This window comes from Halalkalibacter sp. HAAS-P014 (assembly GCF_056619965.1).
Map to the genome: position 1 here is coordinate 61,861 of NZ_JBWQTV010000010.1, position 19,004 is coordinate 80,864.

The 19,004-nt window shown below is 39.2% G+C and carries 15 protein-coding genes; 4 read left to right on the top strand and 11 right to left on the bottom strand.

Annotated features, from left to right (window positions below; all coding sequences use genetic code 11):
- From flgM to AC1FXZ_RS07975, 7 genes are all read right to left on the bottom strand, one after another.
- Positions 1 to 261: a flagellar biosynthesis anti-sigma factor FlgM gene (gene flgM, locus AC1FXZ_RS07945; protein WP_480052338.1), complete on the bottom strand. Its 261-nt coding sequence runs from the start codon at positions 259 to 261 to the stop codon at positions 1 to 3.
- 130 nt (positions 262 to 391) lie between these two features.
- Entirely contained in the window at positions 392 to 832 is a 441-nt protein-coding gene (locus AC1FXZ_RS07950) for a TIGR03826 family flagellar region protein (protein ID WP_480052340.1), read from the bottom strand.
- A gap of 71 nt (positions 833 to 903) precedes the next feature.
- Positions 904 to 1,611 carry a ComF family protein gene (locus AC1FXZ_RS07955; protein ID WP_480052342.1) on the bottom strand — a complete coding sequence of 236 codons (708 nt, stop codon included), beginning with the start codon at positions 1,609 to 1,611 and terminating at the stop codon, positions 904 to 906.
- Positions 1,608 to 2,690, bottom strand: coding sequence for an ATP-dependent helicase ComFA (locus AC1FXZ_RS07960; RefSeq protein WP_480052344.1), 1,083 nt, complete (start codon positions 2,688 to 2,690; stop codon positions 1,608 to 1,610). Before AC1FXZ_RS07960 ends, AC1FXZ_RS07955 begins: the two co-directional genes overlap by 4 nt.
- Before the next feature lie 364 nt (positions 2,691 to 3,054).
- A complete protein-coding gene (locus AC1FXZ_RS07965; RefSeq protein WP_480052346.1) occupies positions 3,055 to 3,912 on the bottom strand; it encodes a DegV family protein in 858 nt (285 codons plus the stop codon).
- Positions 3,913 to 4,162: 250 nt separating this feature from the next.
- Positions 4,163 to 4,870, bottom strand: a complete 708-nt coding sequence (locus AC1FXZ_RS07970) for a response regulator (RefSeq protein WP_480052348.1) — start codon at positions 4,868 to 4,870, stop codon at positions 4,163 to 4,165.
- A gap of 54 nt (positions 4,871 to 4,924) precedes the next feature.
- Positions 4,925 to 6,052, bottom strand: a complete 1,128-nt coding sequence (locus AC1FXZ_RS07975) for a sensor histidine kinase (RefSeq protein ID WP_480052350.1) — start codon at positions 6,050 to 6,052, stop codon at positions 4,925 to 4,927.
- A 238-nt stretch (positions 6,053 to 6,290) separates the two neighbouring features.
- On the opposite strand from AC1FXZ_RS07975, the gene AC1FXZ_RS07980 reads away from it, so the two are divergent.
- Positions 6,291 to 6,929, top strand: a complete 639-nt coding sequence (locus tag AC1FXZ_RS07980; RefSeq protein ID WP_480052352.1) for a YigZ family protein — start codon at positions 6,291 to 6,293, stop codon at positions 6,927 to 6,929.
- Positions 6,930 to 7,150: 221 nt separating this feature from the next.
- Here the strand turns inward: AC1FXZ_RS07980 and AC1FXZ_RS07985 are convergent, their stop codons facing one another.
- The gene (locus AC1FXZ_RS07985; RefSeq protein ID WP_480052354.1) at positions 7,151 to 8,146 is read right to left on the bottom strand and encodes a nuclease-related domain-containing protein; all 996 of its coding nucleotides are present in this window, start codon (positions 8,144 to 8,146) and stop codon (positions 7,151 to 7,153) included.
- 77 nt (positions 8,147 to 8,223) lie between these two features.
- Here AC1FXZ_RS07985 and AC1FXZ_RS07990 point away from each other — a divergent pair, with 77 nt between their 5' ends.
- A complete protein-coding gene (locus AC1FXZ_RS07990) occupies positions 8,224 to 8,625 on the top strand; it encodes a secondary thiamine-phosphate synthase enzyme YjbQ (RefSeq protein WP_480052356.1) in 402 nt (133 codons plus the stop codon).
- Between the two features lie 257 nt (positions 8,626 to 8,882).
- Positions 8,883 to 9,908 (top strand): LCP family glycopolymer transferase, encoded by a 1,026-nt coding sequence (locus AC1FXZ_RS07995; RefSeq protein WP_480052358.1) that lies wholly within the window; start codon positions 8,883 to 8,885, stop codon positions 9,906 to 9,908.
- 52 nt (positions 9,909 to 9,960) lie between these two features.
- On the opposite strand, the gene AC1FXZ_RS08000 is transcribed toward AC1FXZ_RS07995, so the two are convergent.
- The 3 genes from AC1FXZ_RS08000 to AC1FXZ_RS08010 form a co-directional block, all read right to left on the bottom strand.
- The gene (locus AC1FXZ_RS08000; RefSeq protein WP_480052360.1) at positions 9,961 to 11,037 is read right to left on the bottom strand and encodes a glycosyltransferase family 4 protein; all 1,077 of its coding nucleotides are present in this window, start codon (positions 11,035 to 11,037) and stop codon (positions 9,961 to 9,963) included.
- Positions 11,038 to 11,206: 169 nt separating this feature from the next.
- Positions 11,207 to 12,583, bottom strand: a complete 1,377-nt coding sequence (locus tag AC1FXZ_RS08005) for a sugar transferase (RefSeq protein WP_480052362.1) — start codon at positions 12,581 to 12,583, stop codon at positions 11,207 to 11,209.
- 336 nt (positions 12,584 to 12,919) lie between these two features.
- A complete protein-coding gene (locus AC1FXZ_RS08010) occupies positions 12,920 to 16,642 on the bottom strand; it encodes a peptidoglycan-binding protein (protein WP_480052364.1) in 3,723 nt (1,240 codons plus the stop codon).
- A gap of 335 nt (positions 16,643 to 16,977) precedes the next feature.
- On the opposite strand from AC1FXZ_RS08010, the gene AC1FXZ_RS08015 reads away from it, so the two are divergent.
- Complete coding sequence (locus AC1FXZ_RS08015) at positions 16,978 to 18,978, top strand: N-acetylmuramoyl-L-alanine amidase (RefSeq protein ID WP_480052366.1); 2,001 nt, start codon at positions 16,978 to 16,980, stop codon at positions 18,976 to 18,978.
- Positions 18,979 to 19,004: the final 26 nt, after the last annotated feature.

Consider the following 19,004-nt stretch of genomic DNA (forward strand, 5'->3'; position numbering starts at 1 on the left):
TTACTCATTCCAATACTCATAAAACTTATTCGCTACTGCTTGTGCATCGACCCTATATTCACCAGCTTCTATTTTTTTCTTTAGAGCTTCGATTTTCTCACTACGTTCCTGCTCTATTTTCGTCCCTTGTTGCATTTGCATTGCTTCCGATGAGATCTCAACTTTATCTCGCTTTGCAGAAACATTAGCTGTACTTTCCATTTTATCAATTTGCTTTCTATAGGGATTTTGTTGGACAGATTGATACGGGTTGATTTTCATAAAATCACACCTCTCCTTTCTTTATATTCTAAGCTATTTAAAAGGCGGACAAGCCTATGTTCTAAAAGCGCTCCGCCCCTGGTATTGCTTCCTTTTGCTCTTATATCGGCACATTTGTCCGTTTTGTTAACTACTTTTTAGTAAATCGTTCATTTAATGAATGATACGTACTGCCTACTGAACGTTCCTTGCGCTTAGCATCAGCTTTTCGAAGATCAAATTCCTTTTCCTTATCGGCCTTTTCTAGACCTCCTGCAATATTTGTTCTGCAGTTAGTACAAATCCGACCTTCTTGGATCATATCCCCACATGATTCACACGGGTACCCTAAATTTGGAAATTGCGAAACTAATAATCGACCTTCTCGAACAAACTGGTGAATCTGTTCAAGTGGTACTTCTGTTTCTTCATGTACTTCGCGAATGGATGCCATTCTGTTTGCTTTTCGCCTCATAAACTTTGAGACCTTTTCAAAATTCTCTTCTTGCTCTTTATAACAGTGCTGACAAATTGATCGCAAAGCCTTAACAAAGATCTGCCCACATTTCGGGCAATTCTCTACATTTTTCATCGAATCTCCCCCCTAAACTCATTATAGCGAAACCCTAAGAGCTTGTCAGTCAGCTAAAGAAAAACAACACTTTATCTCGCTATTGTCATAGAGGCTACTTTGTTCGCTCCTTTTTCCTTTAACACACGTGCTGCCTGTCTTACTGTTGTTCCTGTCGTATACACGTCATCAACAAGTAGAAGGTTACGCCCTTTTACATGCGTCTCATTTTTGACGAGAAAGGGAGTTTGAGCCATCTGCTTTATTCTTTCCTTACGATTCTTCTTGCTTTGCTTTTCACCTGAAGTCCTGATTAACATTGATTGATCTTCTGCCCAACCTTCTAGTAGTAAACTCGCTTGGTTAAACCCTCTTGCAACAAGACGCTCTTCACTTAATGGCATCGCAACGGGTGTATACGTAATGAACTGTTCACGATAAATTCGTGCTAATTTCTCAGCAAAAAAGCTTGCAATGATCGCATCACCACGAAACTTAAATGTTGCAATCCATTCCTTCAAAAAAGTATTGTATTCATAAAGCGAGACATTCCGTTCAAGCAAACCGGCGCATGTTGCATTCTCCTCCCATCTCCAACAGTCTAAGCACATATTATCCTTTACATAAGACGAGTGAAGTTGAGAAAGACCACGCGAACACATGGAACAACGTGTACCTTCAATTTTTACTAACTGAGTTTCACATCTGTTACAAAGAGTAGAAGGTTGCTCAACAAGGAATATCCTTCTCCAGCCTGCTTGCTCATAAAATTTCTCATGGCACGCCAAACATCGTTTCATTTAAATCCACCTTCTTTATTCATGTTCTCTATATGGACTTTTGCAGCTCTCATTGCTTGCGAGATTCCGTAATGAAAGAAAACGATGTCCCCTGTTGGCGCTTCAGCTTTTCGACCAACCCGTCCGGCAATTTGGACAAGAGCAGCTTCTGTAAACACATCATTTTCAGCTCCAAGTACGGCCACCTGAACATCCGAAAATGTAACACCACGTTCAAGAATCGTTGTTGTGACCATCAGGGATATTTTTTTATCTCGAAAGGCTTGCACGGCCTCGTGTCGATTAGGATCAGCCGAATGGGTTGAAGCATGCGCGATGGAATTTGCAGTTAGTCGTTTTGACACTTGCGCGAGGAGCGAAATGGAAGGTACAAATAAAAGCATTTGTTTTTTGCTTGAGATCTTTTCCTGAATCCACGTCAATACGTTTCGCGATAGTTTATCGCTCGCTAACTTCTTTTGCCAGTTACCTATCCATGAAAAACGTGGTACAGGTAGGGGATGTCCGTGAAACCGTTTTGGAATTTTGATGATCGTGACGTCTTTTCTCTTTTGAAGTGCTAAAGACGGTGTGGCACTTAAATAAATTGTTGAAGCTGATTGAGTTTTCGCTTGGGTAACTGCATATTGAAGGCTTTCATCAAAGGTATAGGGGAAGGCATCGACTTCATCGATAATCATGACATCAATCGCTTTATAAAAACGCATCGCTTGATGAGTCGTCGCAAGAACAAGCTGGGCATCCGGCAAACGATTTTTACTACCACCGTATAAAGAAGTTAGGGTAATCTGTGGAAAGCTTGCAGCAAGACGTGGGTGTAGTTCTTTCACCACATCAGTACGAGGGGTGGCGATCATCACTCTTTTGCCTTGCGAAAAGGCATCCTCTAACCCTTTGAACAACACCTCTGTTTTTCCTGCGCCACAAACAGCCCAGATTAGTAGCTCTTGCTGAGTACTAATCGCCTGCCTGACTGCTGCCGATGCTTTTTCCTGTCCTGGAGAGAGCTCACCGTTCCAGTGCAAACTATTCGCAATTTTGGGAGGGGGAAGTTGTGGTCCGTTCCAGCTATATAACATTTGACAACTACTAACCTTCCCTAAAGATAAACAGTGGCGACAATAGGAACAACTCTTCTTGCAGCGTGCACATCTGTGTTCTCCAAATAAGGTTAAGTCATCATTTCCACACCTTCTACAAATGAGGCTTCGACCATTTTGTTGAATGCCTGGTTCTACCTTGAGAGCGTTAGCATGGAGTGCAACTTTCATCAGTTCTTCTGGGAATGAGATTTCAGAGCGAAGGAGTCGTTTTCCTTGTAAGTGTTGAGCTAAGGTCTCGAGTTGAGAGGACATGTTCAAGCGGGGCACCTCACTTTGTAAGTTTTAAAAGAAAAAGCATGGCATCAATTCTCATGATGACACGCTCGTTGTAGAGTATTAATTATGATAATTTCTTATGCCAACCTAAGCCGAGGCTACCAGCACCTAGATGCGTTCCAATAACTGGCCCGAAGTAGCTTATATCAACTGTTACATTATCAAATCGTTCTTTGACAGTTGCAGCTAATTTCTCTGCTCCTTCTGCATTGTTAGCATGAATAACTGTAGCGATAAATTCGCCACCTTTGCTTGTATCTTCTTCAAGTAAAGTGAGAATACGTGCTAATGCTTTCTTCTCCGTTCTTACTTTTTCAAAAGGAACAATTTTGCCTTCCTCAAAGTGAAGAATCGGTTTGATTTTCAGGAGATTACCGACAACAAGCTGCGCACTCGAAAGTCTCCCCCCACGATGTAAGTGGTTTAAATCATCGACCATAAAATAGGCTCTTAGCACTTTTTTTAATTCTGTTAATGTCTTAATAATCGCATCTGCATCGGCACCTGCATTGGCCATTTTCGCTGCTTCCATAACATAATACCCTTGAGGAGAACAGCTAACTTCCGAATCAAAGCCAATGACTTCAATGCCTTCAACCATCTCACCTGCACTGACAGCTGATTGATACGTGCCACTGATCTCACTCGATAAGTGGATTGTGACAACTTGTTTGTACCCTTCCTTTGCAAGACGCTCAAATAATGTAACAAACTCACCAATCGCTGGTTGAGATGTTGTTGGGAGCTTTGCCGCCGAGCTCATTTCCTCATAAAACTCCTCTGTTGTAAAATCAATCTCTTCACGATATGATTCTACCCCAAACACTACATTTAAAGGCACCATCTCAATCGACAATTCGTCACGAAGCTCTTTAGGTAAATAGGCTGTACTATCTGTTACAACAGCAACACTCTTATTCATAAATAAGTCCTCACTTCTTTTATTTCAAGTCGCTTTAAAACTTATAGTAATACTTTACATGGAAACGTACTAGCTTTCAAGCATTGAGCTTATTAGTTTTTGGATTCTCACAACTTCACATATACTTAAAACATTCATATATTGCTCACTCTAATAACGAATTAGAGCGTACGAATACCTTACTATGAACTCCATCTTTTTCCCTACAAAAAAAGAGAGAAATCATCATCTTAATTTCTCTCTTTCCTCGTTATCGCACTATGACATATCCTTTTTTGATCGCTTCAACAACCGCTTGTGTCCGGTCATTTACACTCATTTTTTGTAAAATATTACTTACATGGTTCTTAACGGTCTTCTCACTAATATAAAGTGTTTCGCCAATTGTACGGTTGCTTTGACCATCCGTCATTAATTGCAACACTTCACATTCACGGCGAGTTAAGATATGCAATGGTTTGCGATATTCAACTTCTCTAAATCCAATTGATTCTTCATGAAGGTCGTCCTCTGTTGCTAGACGTCGGTATTCATTGATCAAATTATGGGTCACTTTCGGGTGGATATACGCCCCACCTGATGCGACAACTTTCACAGCTTCTATTAACGCCGAAGCGTCCATTTCCTTTAATAAGTATCCTGATGCTCCGGTTTTTAATACGTGTGTCACATATGACTCATCATCATGAATCGATAAAATAAGCACCTTAGAATGTGGGAAAGATTCAATTAACTCTTTTGTTGCTTCTACACCATTCATTTGTGGCATATTTATATCCATAAGAATTACATCTGGACGGAAAGTTTTGACAAGCTCTAGCGCTTGTGAACCGTCTTGTCCATCTGCAACCACTTCAAACTCAGGCTCCATTGCTAAGATTCGCTTAACTCCCTCACGAAATAATTGATGGTCATCAATTATGACGATCTTAATCTTCTCTTTTTGCTCTTCACTCATCATTTTTCACCTCTCCACGGACAAGAATTCAAGACTCTATCATTTCGTTATTTTTTAAGATTCGATCGGAATGCCAATCATTACAAGCGTTCCGCTTCCCAATTTTGAGTCAATTTTCAACTCGCCCTTTAACATGTTGACTCTTTCCTTCATGCCTATTAAACCAAAAGAACCTTCTTTTTTAGTAGATGGGTCAAACCCTTTTCCATCATCTTTAATTATCATTATAACCTTGTTTTTCTTTATTTCAATTTTCACTTGAATTTCTGTAGGCTCACCATGCTTATGGGCATTTTGTACTGATTCTTGCACAAGTCGGAACAAAGCAACTTCGTATTGTTGAGGTAACCTCTGTTCTTTTCCAAAGTGATGAAACACCACTGTTACCTTATTATGTTGCTCAAAAGTCTTTAAATATTTAGCCAAAGTTGGAATCAATCCCAGGTCATCAAGCGCCATCGGTCTCAAATCGTATATAATTCTCCTCACTTCCGCAAGTGAAGAAATAACCATTTTTCGCATATCTCTAATCTCAATAAGTGCTTCTTCTATGCCTTTTTCTTTATAAATTCGTTCGATTAGCTCAGAACGTAGCATCACATTTGCCATCATTTGAGCAGGACCATCATGAATTTCTCTTGAGATTTTCTTACGTTCTTCTTCTTGGGCTTCGATGATTTGTAAGCCAAATGCTTGTTTTTCTTTGGCGTCTTCAATCACACCTGTCAGTTGTTTAATATCACTTGATAAAAATTTATAAACAACAGACATTTGCCCAGCAAGATGCTCTGCACGCTTAACCGTATCACTCAAATTAACAAGTCGTCTTTCAATGTGATCACGCTTCTCTCGCAGTTGAATTTCCTCTTGTTTTAACACTGCCAGTTGAATTTGAAAATTATTTGCTTTTTCATACGCTGCACGAACTTCTTCATTTGAATATTTATCAAACGCTTTGCTAACCTCAACTAACCGGCTGCGAGCAAGACGCGAATACATTTGTGTTTGATCTGTTTTTTCGATGATCGTCGCTACTTTTATACGAATTTCAGTTAACTCTTTTTCAAGTGTATGGAGCTCATTCCGTGACTGTTCTTCTATTTCAAATATTTGCTCGCGACTTTGGCCGACGGTGTCCAACGTCTGCTCAATAATTCCATCTAATATTTTTATATCTGTCATGCCTTCACCAATCCTCGGTTAAAGATAAAGCGATACATTTGCTAAGTAAAATAGAATTCGCTATCCTAATTTTACAACATCTTGCCCAAAATAGCGCTTAAATCTTCGCATTTAAGAAATTGGTAATAATTGGTCATTTATAGAAGCGTAGTCACTGCGACAAAATGTATCTTACCATAGCTTTATTACATAGACATTTCTCATATTTGTAAAACTATGAAAAAGGAGTAGTTAATTAATGGCACTAGCAACCTATCATACAGTTAAAGGACCTGGGGAACACGAAATTGTTATTCAAAAATCTAGATTTATCGCTTTCTTTGATAGAGTCGAAACCGAAGAAGAAGCACAAAGTTTTATAGAAAAGATTAAGAAGCAACACTGGAACGCCACTCATAACTGCTCAGCCTATTTAATTGGTGAACGCGATGAGATCCAAAAGGCCAACGATGATGGTGAACCTAGTGGAACAGCAGGCGTTCCAATGCTTGAGGTGTTAAAAAAGCGTGGGCTCAAAGATACCGTTGTCGTTGTCACTCGCTATTTCGGTGGAATTAAACTTGGAGCAGGTGGTTTAATTCGCGCATACGGAGGCGCTGTAAGTGAAGGCTTAAATGAAGTTGGCGTTGTGCGCCGTTCATTAGTGCAAGTCATTCATACGGAAGTTGACTATCACTGGCTCGGAAAAGTAGAGCATGCTTTGAGAGAATCACCTTATCAAATGAAAGGCATTGAATACCTTGAACAAGTCGATGTGCAAACATATGTCGAAGTAGATGAGATCGAAGCTTTCGAAGAGTGGATGACGAACATTACGAATGGCCAAGCTGTGATTAAACGAGGGGATGAGACATATTTGGAGGTCGATGTGGAATAGATTGAGTTCAGGTGCTGATCGGTTTTACTCGGGTTATTGATCGACCTCTTTTTCCGGGCAGTTGCCGGTGGGGGCCGGCGACTCCTGTCGGGGGCCGGCTGGCTCACTTATTCCGGCTGATTCCCGGTAGTTTCCGGCCTCTTTTTCTCTGATTTCGGCCGGTCCTCTCCTCTTTCCGGCGGCTTACTTACTGATTCCGGCCACTCTCCTCCGACTCCAACTCACTCCTTTTTAAGCGTTCCTCCACTCCTCTTTAAATTCGAAATGTCATACATTCTTGCTTTCGTAGAGCCTTCAAACGAACAGCTAACTTTTGTTAGTATTTTCTTAGCGACGCTTTCCGAGGATAAATGTAGAAAGTCTCTTGCTTCTTTATTATTAATATTTGTTTTTATTAGTAAGGCATAATCTTTTAAGGCTGCAAGATGGGCATCGCGATGTTTTTCAGAACACCTTCTGCAATGCCAGCCACCATACATTCTTTTTAAAGGGAGGAGGTTACAAACTGGACATTGAACACCTGTGCGAATCTCTTTCAGTGAAATTTGATATTTTTCTAGTAGACGTGGATCTGAGGGTGTATGGCGTTGTTTCAAGTGTTCAACTAATCTCTTTACTTCAGCTTTACTCATGAGTTCTTTTTTATATTTCGTATTTATCTGATTGATTTTTTCTGGGAGGGCATCGCGATGAATAACACGTTGAGAGATGGTCCGGTGTTCTGGAGAGGAACGAATAAAAGAAAATGGGTTACTTATGACTACTAACGTCTCTATTGGAATGGAGGGATACTTCATTTTAGTAAAAAATTGTTTCAGTAATACTTCTAATCTCTGCACTTGCAAGATCGGATCAGGAAACACCTCCTCAATCCCATCCTTCATTCGTATCAACTGTTGAAAGTCCCGGTCAAAGAATAATTGACCACTTATGTTTTTGACTTCTATAATGAGGATAAACTTATTGGTAATGACTAATGTATCGATTTGAAAATAGTGAGGGTCTTCGTAAAGTCTTAGGTCATGTAAGAGGAAATAGTGCTTTTCTGGCAGGAAGCTTAGTGGATAATCAATCGAATATTCGCCCTGATGGCCGGCTTGTCTTTTTGCAAGATCCTGTTGAATGTCGCTCACTTTTAGGTGAGCTGGTGGCAAGCGACGAAGGAGGGCTTGGAGCTTTTCAATCATTAGTGGCATTTCACGTTTTTTAGCAATCATGTCATCCCCCCTATTTATTGTTTTTTATTATATACGGCAAAATAATCGAGAATCCTCCTATTGAAAGGATGTTAAAAATGAATCACACATTGCATATCAAAACGAAAGCTCGTGATCAGATGATTGAAATTACAGAGGAAATCAAGCAATTCATTCGAACCAACCAAATCAACGAAGGGATCGTTATTGTCTCTTCGCTTCACACGACTGCAGGCATTACGATAAATGAAAATGCTGACCCTGATGTTAAAACGGACATGCTGAGACGCTTTGATGAAGTTTATCCGTGGCACCATGAGTTAGATCAACATATGGAAGGCAACACGGCTGCTCATATGAAAACAAGTACGGTCGGACATGCTCAGACAGTTATCATTTCAGATGGAAGACTTATTCTCGGAACATGGCAGGGTGTTTATTTTTGTGAATTTGACGGACCCCGAAACAGAAAAGTATTTCTAAAAGTACTAGAGGGGTAATAATAATAAAAGAGGATAGAGGAGCTACTAAGTAAAGGCCACAATGCCTTAATTTAGTAGCTTCTTCCATAGAAAAATAGCAATTCAACCGCTCACCCATAAATATCATATTACAATTGTCACGTTTTCCAGAAATCTTCTTATTTACTAATCTATAATTTTTCGATAAGATGAAGGAGTATGTTGAATATTGTCAAAAAAACTTATCATCTTAGATTTTAAATTATATATTTCTATTAAAAAAGTGAGGTTGAATAATGACTCAAAGTAGGGTGAAACGTAGAAGAAAGAGTAAGAAAAGTATTTTGCGTGTTTTTTTACTGTTTGGTCTAGTCACACTTCTAGCATTTGGTGGAGGTGTTGGTTATTTAATTTATAAAATTTCAAATGTTACTGCTAATACACAACTAGAACTTGATCGTGGTGAAAAATCTGAAAGACGTGATGTTGCAGTTAGTCCAGGGAAAGATAATATTTCCATTTTGTTCTTAGGTGTAGATTCACGAGACAGTGATCTTAGAGGGCGAACCGATGCAATGTTGCTAGCAACGTTCAACCGCGATGATTCTAGCATAAAACTTTTGAGTATTCCAAGGGATACACTTGTTGATATTCCGGGAAGACTAAATGCCGATAAAATCAATCACGCACACGCTTTTGGTGGCCTTGATCTTACCATTAGTACAGTCGAGGAGTTTTTAGATATTCCGGTTGATTACTATGCTACGTTGAACTTCGATGCCTTCATGGAAATCATTGATGCTTTTGGCGGTGTTGAAGTAGAAGTTCCATTTACGTTCACAGAACAAAATAGTGATGGAAGACTTGATAAGATTGAAATCCAAGAAGGCTGGCAAACTCTTGACGGTGAAGAAGCATTAGCTTACGTAAGGATGAGAAAGAAAGATCCACTTGGCGACATTGGTCGAGGGATGCGCCAACAGCAAGTTATGCAAGCACTTATTGAAAAAGCAGCTTCCTTCTCTTCTATTACAAGATATGGAGACGTTCTAGATAGCATCGAGCAATACATGCATACGAATCTAACTTTCGGAAATATGATTGCTCTACACTCTTATGCGAATTCATTAAATAATATCGAAGCGATTAACTTGAAAGGAAATAACGCTACAATTAACGGTGTCTATTACTACCAAGTAACAGATCAATCAAGGCATGAAATTTCAACAACATTACAAAGACATTTAGGATTACTTCCAGATGCACCAGATGTAGTCGAAACTCTAGAAACGGAGCCAGAACCTGAAACTGCTTTACAATAGAATATGCAAAAGAGGGTAACGATCTAATCGATTCGTTACCCTTTTTTTCGTTTCATTTCTTGTCCAACATCGCTAATCGTTTGACCGCGTCGATAATCGGTCTCCTACTATTGCCGATTAATCCAATCGTTTCAGCGTACAGTTGGATACTCGTAATTAAGACAGCAATGATGATAAAAGACGTCACTAACGTAGCATTCGTAAACAAAATTGCTAGTGCACCAAAAATAATACTAAAGCCGTACACAATCAAAACGGTTTGTCGATGGCTATAGCCTAATGCAAGCAAGCAATGATGTAAATGACCTTTATCCGGACTCATAATATTTTGCTTATTAAGAAAACGTCTCACCATCGCAAAGACTGTATCTGATATTGGGACAGCCAATATGATAACTGGTACAAGCAAACTGAAAACCGTTACACTTTTGAATAAACCAAGGAGAGAGATAATTGCAATGGAATAGCCCAAAAATAATGAACCGGCATCACCCATAAATACTTTCGCTGGATGAAAATTAAAAATTAAAAATCCCAATGTACTCGCAATCAGTACTACCGATAATGCTATTGTTGTTAAATGCGAATAGGAATCAAGGATAGCCATTACGAGAATCGTGATGATTGCAATTGTCGCTACTCCCCCAGCAAGCCCGTCTAAGCCATCAATTAAATTAATTGAATTGGTGATGCCAACGATCCATAAAATCGTGATCAAGTAGCTAAATACCCCAAATTCAAATTGCCCACTAAACGGAAGTGTGACAAACGGGATATTCAATCCTGATGAAACGACAATGACAGCAGCAAGCAGTTGAGCTGAAAATTTTGTTTTCGCGTCCAACGTATACTTATCATCAAGTATTCCCGTGACGACAACGACAAGCGCTCCAAATGCTATGCTTATCAAATATTCATTTTCAGGACGAATGACAAGTAGCCCTGCTACAGCCCCTAATATAATAGCAATACCACCAAGACGTGGCATTGTACATTTATGGATTTTTCTTTCATTTAGTTCATCAACAAACCCATATTTGTTGGCAAACCAAATGACTAGTGGCATTGAAGAAACCGAAACAAGAAGTGAAACGAAAAAGGCAGTTACATACATCAATGGAATCTCCACATAGTCCACCCACTTCTACATATAAGTTGCACCCAAGCAAATGTAATCAATACGAAATCAGTTTTATTATTCACTACTTTTGTAAATATTAAACGAAAAGAAGGAAAGTATCGTTTGTCTTTTATACAAAAAAAAGAGAGCAGCTAATCTGCATCTCTTCTTTAAGATATTATCGAACTTCTTTGCTTTCTTGTAAAACAGTATTCACACTTTTTGCATCTGCTTGTTCACCATCTGCTTTTGCCTTATTGATTACAACTAGTATCGTACGCAAGATGATAACCATATCAAGCCAGAGCGAATAATTCCGGATGTAATGTAAATCAAATTTCAACTTATCATTCATATCCGTTGTATAGTTCCCCATGATTTGAGCATAGCCTGTAATACCGGGCTTGACCGCACAACGAGCTTTAAACCAAATGTTTTGCCTTTGGAAGTTTTCAGCAAAGAAAAAACGTTCAGGACGAGGTCCTACAATTGACATTTCACCTTTTAACACATTGAGTAATTGTGGTAACTCATCAATACGTGTTAGACGAATGAAATTCCCAATTTTGGTAATACGCTCATCATTATTTTTAGCAAGTGTTGGTCCCGTTTCACTTTCTGCATTTTCTCTCATCGAACGGAACTTCAAAATATTAAACGGCTTGTTGTTTTTTCCTAAACGTTCTTGTTTAAAGAATACACTTCCACCATCATCTAACTTAATGAGAAGTGCTGTAACAAGCATAACCGGTGACGTCATCACTAACAATAGTAATGAAAAGACAATGTCAAACAGCCTTTTCCCTAGCAAGTAAACACCATTAATATAAAATGGCTTTACTTGAAGCAACATCGTATCGTTTAATGTTGCAATAGAGGATTTCATTAATAATAATTCACTAACTGTAGGCAATACATAGATATTTTTGTTTTTTCTCATACCAAGATACATGACTTCATTTTTCACTTTTGTGCTCACTGATGAACTGATAAAGACAATATCATAGTTAGCAAGTTTCGCTTTCATTTCTCTGTAAGACGTTTTCATATCAATAAAATCAACATCTTCTTGTTTTTTGATTAGTGTTTTAATATTATCCTTGATTGTCGAGTACTCACTTTGAGCACCGATAATAAGCGCTTTCCCCTTTTTGATTTGGTTTGCTTTAATAACTATGGATTTCCACGCAAACAAAAACATAAAGATGAACGCATGTGCTAAGAAAATAACTGAACGTGGTAGAGAAAATTCTCGGAATAAAAACGATAGAGCAATCGTTAACACCATAATAAATAGTGATGCAACCACTAATTTACGAACGAGATCGAGAAAATCATGCTGCACCAATCGTTCTAACTCAAAAACAATGATAAAAAAAACGCCAATTAATAATATCCATGGCAGTAAGTTGACAAAAGAATCTATATTACGTTGTTCAATTAATGTGTATTGTGAAGCTATCCAGAAAGAAGCTACATATGCAAAAAAGATTAATATAATATCGACTAATACGACAGATACTCTTAAAAATCGATTTGGATTGATATTTGGCATCATAAATCTCCTATTTTTTTAGTCTATTGAAAGTCTAACATATACACCAATAGTTTCAAAGGAACATTTTCGCACCATTTTGTGAAAATCATTGTTAGAGTCAATATGAGCCCACACTTCAGAGTTTTTTCGTAATGATCATCAGAAATCATTGTACCTGTACTTCAACTCACATTGCAAGTTGAAGTTTTTGACAAAATGCGACTTCACCACATCTCAACGCTTTCAGAATATTTCTCTATACAATTAAAAATACATTTAAATAGGTTTTTTCATATTTTTAGACAATTACATTCAAAAAGGAGCGTACGAATGCTATCGTACGCTCCTACCATCTTACTTATACCTTACAATATCAAAATGTAAAGATGGATTATCTAATTGATTATATAGGTTCTTAATAGCAGGAACTTGTTTCACTGCCCACCCCATATCGGTTGCATATTGAGGGAATCCTGGGTTAGCTGGGTTCCATCTCATTTTATACAATGTGTTTTGGTTATATGAATTATGAATGTAACGTTCTCCAATAAATTTAGCTCCACCAATAATGGCAGCTTCTGGTGTAAACCATCCTTGTCTATAGGCATGGATCGCACCTTGATTATATGGATCACTGTCAATAGCGTTAATACCAAACATATTATACGTTGTTCGAATATTTTTTAGACTACTTCTATTGCTGCTAGTGACTACTACAGGATTTCCGTTGCCATTCTCGCCAACTTCGATACCTGTTGCTAGCCTAGAAGAACCATGACCTGTCTCTAAAATCGCATGTGAAATGAGATATACTTCATTCACTCTATGTTGTCTTCCTCCATCAATAAATGCTTGTCCTAAGCCATGTAATGATCCTTTCCCTTCAAGCAAACCATTTAGCTGCGAAGCTGAAACGCCAGCACTTGAAGATAAAACTAGATGTTGGAATTGATCATTTTTGCTTGGGTCAACATAATCGCGTAAATCAGATTCTTTTGCATTTCTCCAAGTACCAAAGTTAATCTCATGCCATGAAGAACCTGGATTCGTGATTGTTACCTGTCTTCCACTTGGTACAGTCGCGAAAATATGACTGTTCGTGCTCGCACTTTCACGAATGTGTACTCTGCTTGTTGTTGTACCTGTAACCCCTACTAACGAGCTATGAACATATAATGTACTACCATTATACCTAATTTCATACCAAAGCGTACTACCAGCATGACTGTCTCCAGTTACCTCATCAAGTATCGTAACTTTTGTATTTCTAGGAACATTGGCCCCAATACTACTTGATAGTGAAGCTGATGTACGTAAATTAACCCCGTTACCAGAAATAACTGCATCGTCATTAATTCTCACATGTGAAGCAGAAACAAAAGCTGGATCATTTCTGTATCTGTCCGTTTGTGCTGGAGGATTTAAAGATAATTGCGTTTGGATTGCTTGGTTAAGCGTTACGCTTGCTTGCATGTACGTCATTTTTTCACTAGGTGAGGCTGCCTCTTCTAGCTTTTCTAGTGTTATATCATCTGCTATACCACTAACTGGCAGTCCGTACGCTCTTTGAAATTCTTTCACACGCTGTTCTGTGAAATTACCGAAGTAATCGGTAACCAGAATACCTCCAAAACCAATAGAGTTTAGATTTTGTTTTAGTTTAATAGTATCTGAGTGGCTTCTTCCCAGCTGAAGTGGGCTTGCCAAAATCGTTGAGATCTTCTGGAGAGTGGCAGGATTCGCAACCCCAGTTGTAGGTAAGCCAAAATGTTCTTGGAACTCACGAACACGTTGCTCTGTAAAGTTACCGTACAAATTGGTCTCAAGAATACCATTAAACCCTAAACGATTTAGGTTCTGCTTGAGCGTGATAATTTCATCATGACGATCGCCATTTGTAAACGTTAATGTTAAGGCATTGATTTTCTCTCTTGTAAGAGGATCAACCATCCCCGTCACTGGTAGCCCCTGGTCTCTTTGGAACTCTTTTATCCGCTGTTCTGTAAATGATCCAAAGTTCTCCGTTACTAAAATGCCACCATAACCACTATTATTAAGAATTTCTTTAATTCCAATTAAATCAGTATGACTGTCCCCGCGTTTAAGCGAGCTTGCTAAAATTTCATCAATCTTTTCGAGCGTTTCTTTATCTGCTGCTCCCGTAGTTGCTAGGCCATATTTAGCCTGAAATTCTCTCACGCTCTGAGCAGTCATAGATCCGTAAAGCTCTGTTGGATTATTTGATACAGGGAAACCAAGTAATGCTAAGTCCTCTTTCAATTGAATGACTCTGGGATCTCTCATTCCTTCAAAGAGAATACCCGACGATATGTCTTTAAGCTTGTTCATCGTTTGTTGGTTTGCGATTCCATTTGCCGTTAATCCAAAGTCTTTTTGGAATGCTTTTAACTGAGATTCCGTTTGTGGACCAAAGTATGTTGTGGTGTTACCGGGCACCCTAAAGCCTGCTGCATCTAAATAAATCTTTAGCTGAACAACATCGTCTCGGTACATCCCAATACGTAACGGGCCGTTTGCCAGTTCATTCAACTTTTGTACAGTTGCTTTATCAGCCATGCCTGTTACAGGTAATCGATAAGCTTTTTGGAACTCTTTTACTTTCTCCGTCGTGATTGGTCCATAATACTCTGTTGGATTATTGGATACAGGAAATCCTAAAATCGCTAAATTCTCTTTTAATTGTATAACACTTGAATTACTCAACCCTTGAAAAAGGATATTGTCCGTTAATTCCTCTAACTTATTTAACGTAGCCGGACCTGCGACTCCATCAACCGTTAAACCATAGGCTTCTTGAAACGCCCTAACTTGAGACTCCGTTTGTGGACCGAAGTATGTTGTGGTGTTACCTGGAACGGCAAAACCTACTTTAGCTAAATCTTCTTTCAACTGCACAACATCATCTCGGTACATTCCGTTTTGTAATGGGCCAGTTGCCAACTGATTTAAAAGATCTACAGTAGCTTTATTGGCAATTCCAGTAGACGTAAGGCCGTTAGCAGCTTGAAATTCAGCCACCTTTTCAGTTGTGATTGGTCCATAATATCCAGTTGGATTACTTGATACAGGGAAGCCCACAATCGCTAATTGTTCTTTCAGTTGAATCACTTCAGAATCAGTCATTGAAGAAATCGTTACCTTGCTATTAGCAATCTCTTCAAGTTTATCGAGTGTTGCTTGGCCTGCAATTCCATCTACTGTTAAACGATAGGCCTCTTGGAAAGCTCTCACTTGTTCTTCCGTTAAAGGGCCGAAATAAATAGTTGTATTTCCAGGTACAGTGAATCCAGCTGCATCTAAATTATTTTTCAACTGAACAACGTCTTCCCGGTACATTCCGTTACGCAAAGGACCTGTTGCCAATTCTACTAAACGGTCGAACGTTACCTCATCTGTTTCTCCTGTCGCAGGTAAACCAAAAGCTTCTTGAAATTCCTTTACTTTTTCGGCCGTGATCGGTCCATAATAATCATTTGGATTATTTGAAACCTGGAATCCCATAATCTCTAGGTATACTTTTATATCTACAACCTTAGGATCATTCATTCCTTGCTTTAATACATCCTCAACCTCAGAAACGTTCATTACAGAGACTTCAGCTGCAGTTCCCTCTTCAACTGTTTGCTCTTCTTCTTTTTCTTCCTCTATTTCTTCATCAAGCTTTACTTGTTCTTCTTCCCCTATTTCCTGCTCTGTTGTTTCAGATTCCTCTTCAGGAAACTCTTCATCTTCCTTCGCTTCTTCTAAAATAAACAAGAACAAATCTTCATCTATCGTTCCCGTTACATCAAATTCATAATTCTCCTGCAGAAGTTTTACTTGTTCTTCCATAACTTCATCGTATATATCAATTTCTACATCTAACTCATAACCGAGCACATTTAAGGCTTCCCTTAGTTCTAGTACATCATCACCTTGTGATCCGACTTCTAAAAGGAAAAATTCTTCACTATGCTCCGAATTTGTTGCATGAACCCAGTTTGAAGTTACAGGGACAAATACGACAACCGTTGCCGTTATCCCACATAAGAAAGAATACCTAACATTTTTTAGCATTTACGATCTCCTTTCAATCTACCAATCTACCAAACTTAACTACTATCTCTCAAATAAAAAATTACTCTATTCTCTAAATAAACATAAAATAATTATCAAGTAAATAGTAGTTTTTGTTCTAACTTGTAAAAATACCTATTAATTTGTTAGATCTATAGATAGAATAACTCATTTCAGCACAATTAAAAAATAGTTTTATGTCAAAAGATTAGATATTTTGTAAATGATTTATAACAGAGGAAATTTTATCATGATACATGTAGAATATTGTAGTAGTATGTAGTATGTAGTATGTAGTTAGTTTAGATCTATAATTGAAAGGGGGCTTTATACGTTTGAAACTTACCAATTTAATAGTTTTCATGTTGTTATTTCTTCTAACAATTGGCTTAGGATACAACGAAGCTACTGCACAATCAATCGTGCTAAAAAATGGTGATAGACACCCTGAAGTTGTCACTTTGAAACTAGAATTAGAGAAAGCTGGCTTTAAAGTTTCAGACAACCCTACCGAATTTTTCGGAGGTATTACGGAAAGGAAAGTTAAAGAGTTCCAGCAAGCACATGGACTAGTAGCTGACGGCATCGCGGGGCCAGCTACTTTTGCTAAATTGAATAACGTCCTTTCCAGCTCCAGTTCGACTATCTTGCGTAACGGTGTTTATGACCAAGCCGTTGTTCAACTCAAGATTGACTTAGACAAAGCTGGGTTCACCGTTCCGGGCAATCAAACTACTTTCTTCGGCTCTCAAACTGAAGCTCAAGTTAAAGCGTTCCAACGCGCTCACGGATTGACGGCTGACGGCATCGCGGGGCCGACTACTCTTAGCAAGTTGGATGACGTCCTTTCCAGTTCTAGCTCCAGTCCATCCGTCTTGCGTAACGGTGTCTATGACCAAGCCGTTGTTCAACTCAAGATTGACTTAGACAAAGCTGGGTTCACTGTTCCGGGCAATCAAACTACTTTCTTCGGCTCGCAAACTGAAGCTCAAGTTAAAGCGTTCCAACGCGCTCACGGATTGACGGCTGACGGCATCGCGGGGCCGACTACTCTTAGCAAGTTGGATGAGGTCCTTTCCAGTTCCAGCTCCAGTCCGACTGTTTTGCGTAACGGTGTCTATGACCAAGCTGTTGTTCAACTTAAGATTGACTTAGACAAAGCTGGGTTCACTGTTCCAGGCAATCAAACTACTTTCTTCGGCTCGCAAACGGAAGCTCAAGTTAAAGCGTTCCAACGCGCTCACGGCTTAACTGCTGACGGCATCGCTGGGCCGGCTACTCTTAGCAAGTTGGATGAAGTCCTTTCCAGTTCTAGCTCCAGTCCATCCGTCTTGCGTAACGGTGTCTATGACCAAGCCGTTGTTCAACTCAAGATGGACTTAGACAAAGCTGGGTTCACTGTTCCGGGCAATCAAACTACTTTCTTCGGCTCGCAAACGGAAACTCAAGTTAAAGCGTTCCAACGCGCTCACGGCTTAACTGCTGACGGCATCGCTGGGCCGGCTACTCTTAGCAAGTTGGATGAAGTCCTTTCCAGTTCTAGCTCCAGTCCATCCGTCTTGCGTAACGGTGTCTATGACCAAGCCGTTGTTCAACTCAAGATTGACTTAGACAAAGCTGGCTTCACTGTGCCCGGCAACCAAACTACTTTCTTCGGTTCTCATACTGAAGCTCAAGTTAAAGCGTTCCAACGCGCTCACGGATTGACGGCTGACGGCATCGCTGGGCCGGCTACTCTTAGCAAATTACAAGAAGTAGTTAATAATCCAGGAAACAACAGCAGGCCACTTCAAGGCAAAAGAATCGTTATTGATGCCGGTCATGGAGGCACAGATCCTGGTGCGATTGGTGTAAATAATTTAAAAGAAAGCGATGTTGTTTTAGATATTGCCAAACGTACAGAAAGTAAGTTGAAAGCAGCAGGAGCAACCGTTATCATGACACGAACAGAAGATGTTACTGTCTCTTTAAATAATCGTGTCAGTATTGGAAATAACTCTAATGCAAGCTCTTTTATCAGCATTCATGCTAACTCTTTTAATAAACAGGCAAGAGGGGTGGAAACGTACTGGAATCGAAACCATACGTCAACACTTAGTAAAGACTTAGCTGAAGAGATTCAAAAAGAGTTAGTATTAGCAATGGAAACAACCGACCGGGGCGTAAAGCATAGTTCGTTTCAAGTTATTACCGGTGTAACAATTCCATCCGTTCTAGTTGAAGCTGGCTTTATCGATAACAGCAGTGACGGTGCAAAATTAGCAAATGCAAACTATCGTGATAGAATTGCCGATGCCATTTCTAAAGGAATTATAGCCCACTATAATAATAGGTAAGTTGATAAACGAAAAGGGTATCTCGA